Here is a 3,062-nt window from a genome sequence, read left to right as displayed (position 1 = left end):
TCCTCAAAGGTTTTAAGTCCACCAATCCCTGATCCCCAAATGACGCCTACTTTATTTTTATTTAAAGTTTCCATATCAAATGCAGCGTCTGCAATTGCTTCATCTGCCGCAATCACCGCATACTGCGTGAATGGATCCATTTTTCTAGCTTCTTTGGTATTGATGTAGTCTTCTACCTTGAAGTCTTTTAATTCACAAGCAAAACGAGTCTTGAATTTTTCAGCATCAAATCGGGTGATAGGAGCACAACCACTTTTTCCGGCAGCTAAGCCTTCCCAAAATGTATCTACCGTATTTCCAATCGGTGTTAGAGCCCCTAGGCCCGTTACTACTACACGTTTTAACTCCATAATTTGGTATAACTAGATTTGTTGCAATAAAAAATGTCAATTAGTAAAGGGCATTAACCTAGGAATATATCCGAAGGAATTACCATGTACCAATTGACATCATTTTTTATCGTAAATCGATTACTTTGCGTTTTCTTCCAAATAAGTAACCGCTTGAGCTACTGTCTGGATGTTTTCAGCTTGGTCATCTGGGATAGAAACATTGAATTCTTTTTCAAATTCCATGATCAATTCTACCGTGTCTAAGGAGTCAGCTCCCAAATCGTTTGTGAAAGATGCCTCAGGAGTAACTTCTGATGCTTCTACACCTAACTTCTCAACGATGATGCTCTTAACTTTTTCTGCAATATCTGACATTTTATAAAAATTTTGGGGTTCAAAAACGTTGCAAAGATTAGAATTAAATGTTACAATATCAAACAAATTTTATTCCATTTTGCACTTTAAAAATATATAATATAATTCAACTAATTCTTTTTGGAAAATTTTCAATTGAAAGTAGCTCTTTCAATTAAAAACAAAGTGATGCTGCACCTAATAAGCCCGCATCATTCCCTAATAGCGCCTTTTTTATCGTCAACTTTTCTAGGTAGGCAGGTGTAAGCCAGTAGTTTAGTTGCTTCTCCATACTTGGTAAAATGAAATCATATGATGCCGATAAACCACCGCCAATAAATATGTTTTTGATGTCTAAAATTCGAATTAAAGAAACGAGCATATCGCCTAAAAGGGTTCCTATTTCGTTCCAAATGGCTAAGGCTAATTCATCCCCTTCTTCCGCGGCCACGACCAAAGCCGTAGTTGAAATTGTTCCGTCTGAGGTCAATAATGTTTTGCCTGTATAGGAAGCGCGCATTTCAGTTGCCAATTGCAATATTTCTTTTTTTCCGACGTTTCGTTCTAATACCTTCCCATTTTTAGAGGGTACATGTCCAGGTTCCATGGCATTGCCATCACCTCCTAAGAATATTTTACGATCAATAACTGCTGCGCCACCCACACCTGTTCCTAAGGTAATAAATACAAAGTCCTCTGGCATAAGCGCCTTATCTGGGGAGAAGTAAAATTCACCTAAAGCAGCCGCATTAGCATCATTTTCCATAAAAAATTGATGCTCTGGGAATCTTTTCTCCAACATATCAATCATGGGAGATCCATCGATTTCAGGTATTGCGGTGATTTCAATTAATGTCCGACGGTTTTTAGTTAGGATACCAGGTAGTCCGATACCTATTTTTTTAACGTTTTTATGTTGGTACAATTGCAATGCAATCGCATCTGCCAAACGCTCTAAAAAGTGATTTGATTCTCTCCAGGTCGCTGTATCATAACTTTGAAAACTGTTGATTTGGCCGGTGTCCGAATGAACGATTCCCATTTTAACGCCGGTACCTCCTACGTCTATTCCTAAGTATTCTACTGCTGCCATAGTTTTGATTTATTGAGTTACGAAATTGTCGAATTTTGCCGTGAATTTCAAATCAAAAGTGGCTCAAGGGTAAATTAGCTCGATTTTTTCTAGTATTTGAGTAACGGCAGGGCAGATGAGGGCATTCTTTTGCGTTAAAGACAAAATCCCCATGATATTCTTGCGATCCGTATGTGGATATTCTCGGCACGCTTTGGGGCGGTGATCGTAGATCCCACATTTGTTGTCTGCAAGATCTAAAAATGGACAAGGAGCTGCCGGGTAAACCCAATCTCCATCGGAATCCTGAACTAAATATTCATCCAAAAATGCGGATGTCTTCATCTTAAAAAGATGTGAAACCCGTTGAATGTCCGTTTCATTCCACATGGGACTTGTCGTTCGGCAGCAGTTGCCACAAGTCAAGCAATCCGTTTTCTTGAAAACTTCCGTGTGCGCCTGGAAAAATTGTTGATCTAAATTCTTAGGTTTTCTAGCGACTAGTCGCTGCATTAATTTCCGAAAGGAGGGGTCTTTTTTGTCCTTTGGCATACTTAAATCGAGGCTTGAAAACAGGCTCTGCAGCGCGCTTGATAGGATTCCGTTTCTCCTAAAAGTACGGTGTCCTCTTTGTCAACAATCCTATACGAGTAATTTGCGACGTCTCCACATTGAACGCAAACCGCATGTACTTTAGTCACATATTCTGCGATGGCCATTAAATGAGGCATAGGACCAAATGGAATACCTTTAAAGTCCATATCCAAACCTGCAATGACAACACGCTTACCTTGATTAGCTAAGGAATTAGCTACTTCAATAATGGAATCATCAAAAAATTGTACTTCATCAAGGCCGACGACATCGCAATCTCCAGCTAGTAGTAGGATTTCACTTGCACTAAGAACGGGTGTGGAACGAATGGAATTTTGATTATGAGAGACGATATCTTCATCATGATATCGGGTATCTGAAGCTGGTTTAAAGATTTCTACCCGTAATTTTGCGATTTTAGCCCGTTTTAGTCGGCGGATTAGTTCCTCCGTTTTACCCGAAAACATGGAGCCACAAATTATTTCAATCCACCCGAGTGATGGTTTGTTTTGGGCAGATCGAGCATGTGTAGGTTCTAAAAACAAGGGCGCAAAAAGCCCTTGAAATTTCGTTCAAGGGCCGTTATATGTAGATTATTTGGAACTGAAAGTTGATGAAAAATATTCACGATTCATACGCGCGATATTTTCCAGCGAAATGCCTTTAGGACACTCAGCTTCGCATGCACCGGTGTTGGAACATGCACCAAA

The 3,062-nt window shown here is 39.6% G+C and carries 5 protein-coding genes and 1 pseudogene; all 6 read right to left on the bottom strand.

Annotated features, from left to right (window positions below; all coding sequences use genetic code 11):
- The coding region (locus AC1W6K_RS11735; RefSeq protein ID WP_481947628.1) for a beta-ketoacyl synthase N-terminal-like domain-containing protein at positions 1 to 350 on the bottom strand (350 nt) is incomplete at its 3' end.
- Between the two features lie 120 nt (positions 351 to 470).
- The gene (locus tag AC1W6K_RS11730) at positions 471 to 707 is read right to left on the bottom strand and encodes an acyl carrier protein (RefSeq protein ID WP_395783966.1); all 237 of its coding nucleotides are present in this window, start codon (positions 705 to 707) and stop codon (positions 471 to 473) included.
- Positions 708 to 861: 154 nt separating this feature from the next.
- A complete protein-coding gene (locus AC1W6K_RS11725) occupies positions 862 to 1,779 on the bottom strand; it encodes an ROK family protein (protein ID WP_481947627.1) in 918 nt (305 codons plus the stop codon).
- A gap of 63 nt (positions 1,780 to 1,842) precedes the next feature.
- On the bottom strand, positions 1,843 to 2,310 hold the full coding sequence (locus AC1W6K_RS11720; protein WP_481947626.1) for a YkgJ family cysteine cluster protein: 468 nt from the start codon (positions 2,308 to 2,310) through the stop codon (positions 1,843 to 1,845).
- Between the two features lie 2 nt (positions 2,311 to 2,312).
- Entirely contained in the window at positions 2,313 to 2,897 is a 585-nt protein-coding gene (locus tag AC1W6K_RS11715; protein WP_481721655.1) for a thymidine kinase, read from the bottom strand.
- A 48-nt stretch (positions 2,898 to 2,945) separates the two neighbouring features.
- A pseudogene (locus AC1W6K_RS11710) lies at positions 2,946 to 3,062 on the bottom strand (succinate dehydrogenase/fumarate reductase iron-sulfur subunit); the annotation flags it as partial.

It is taken from the genome of Aquirufa sp., from assembly GCF_964796385.1.
The sequence above is the reverse complement of the archived record's forward strand: the minus strand, read 5'-3'. Positions and strand labels throughout refer to the sequence as shown.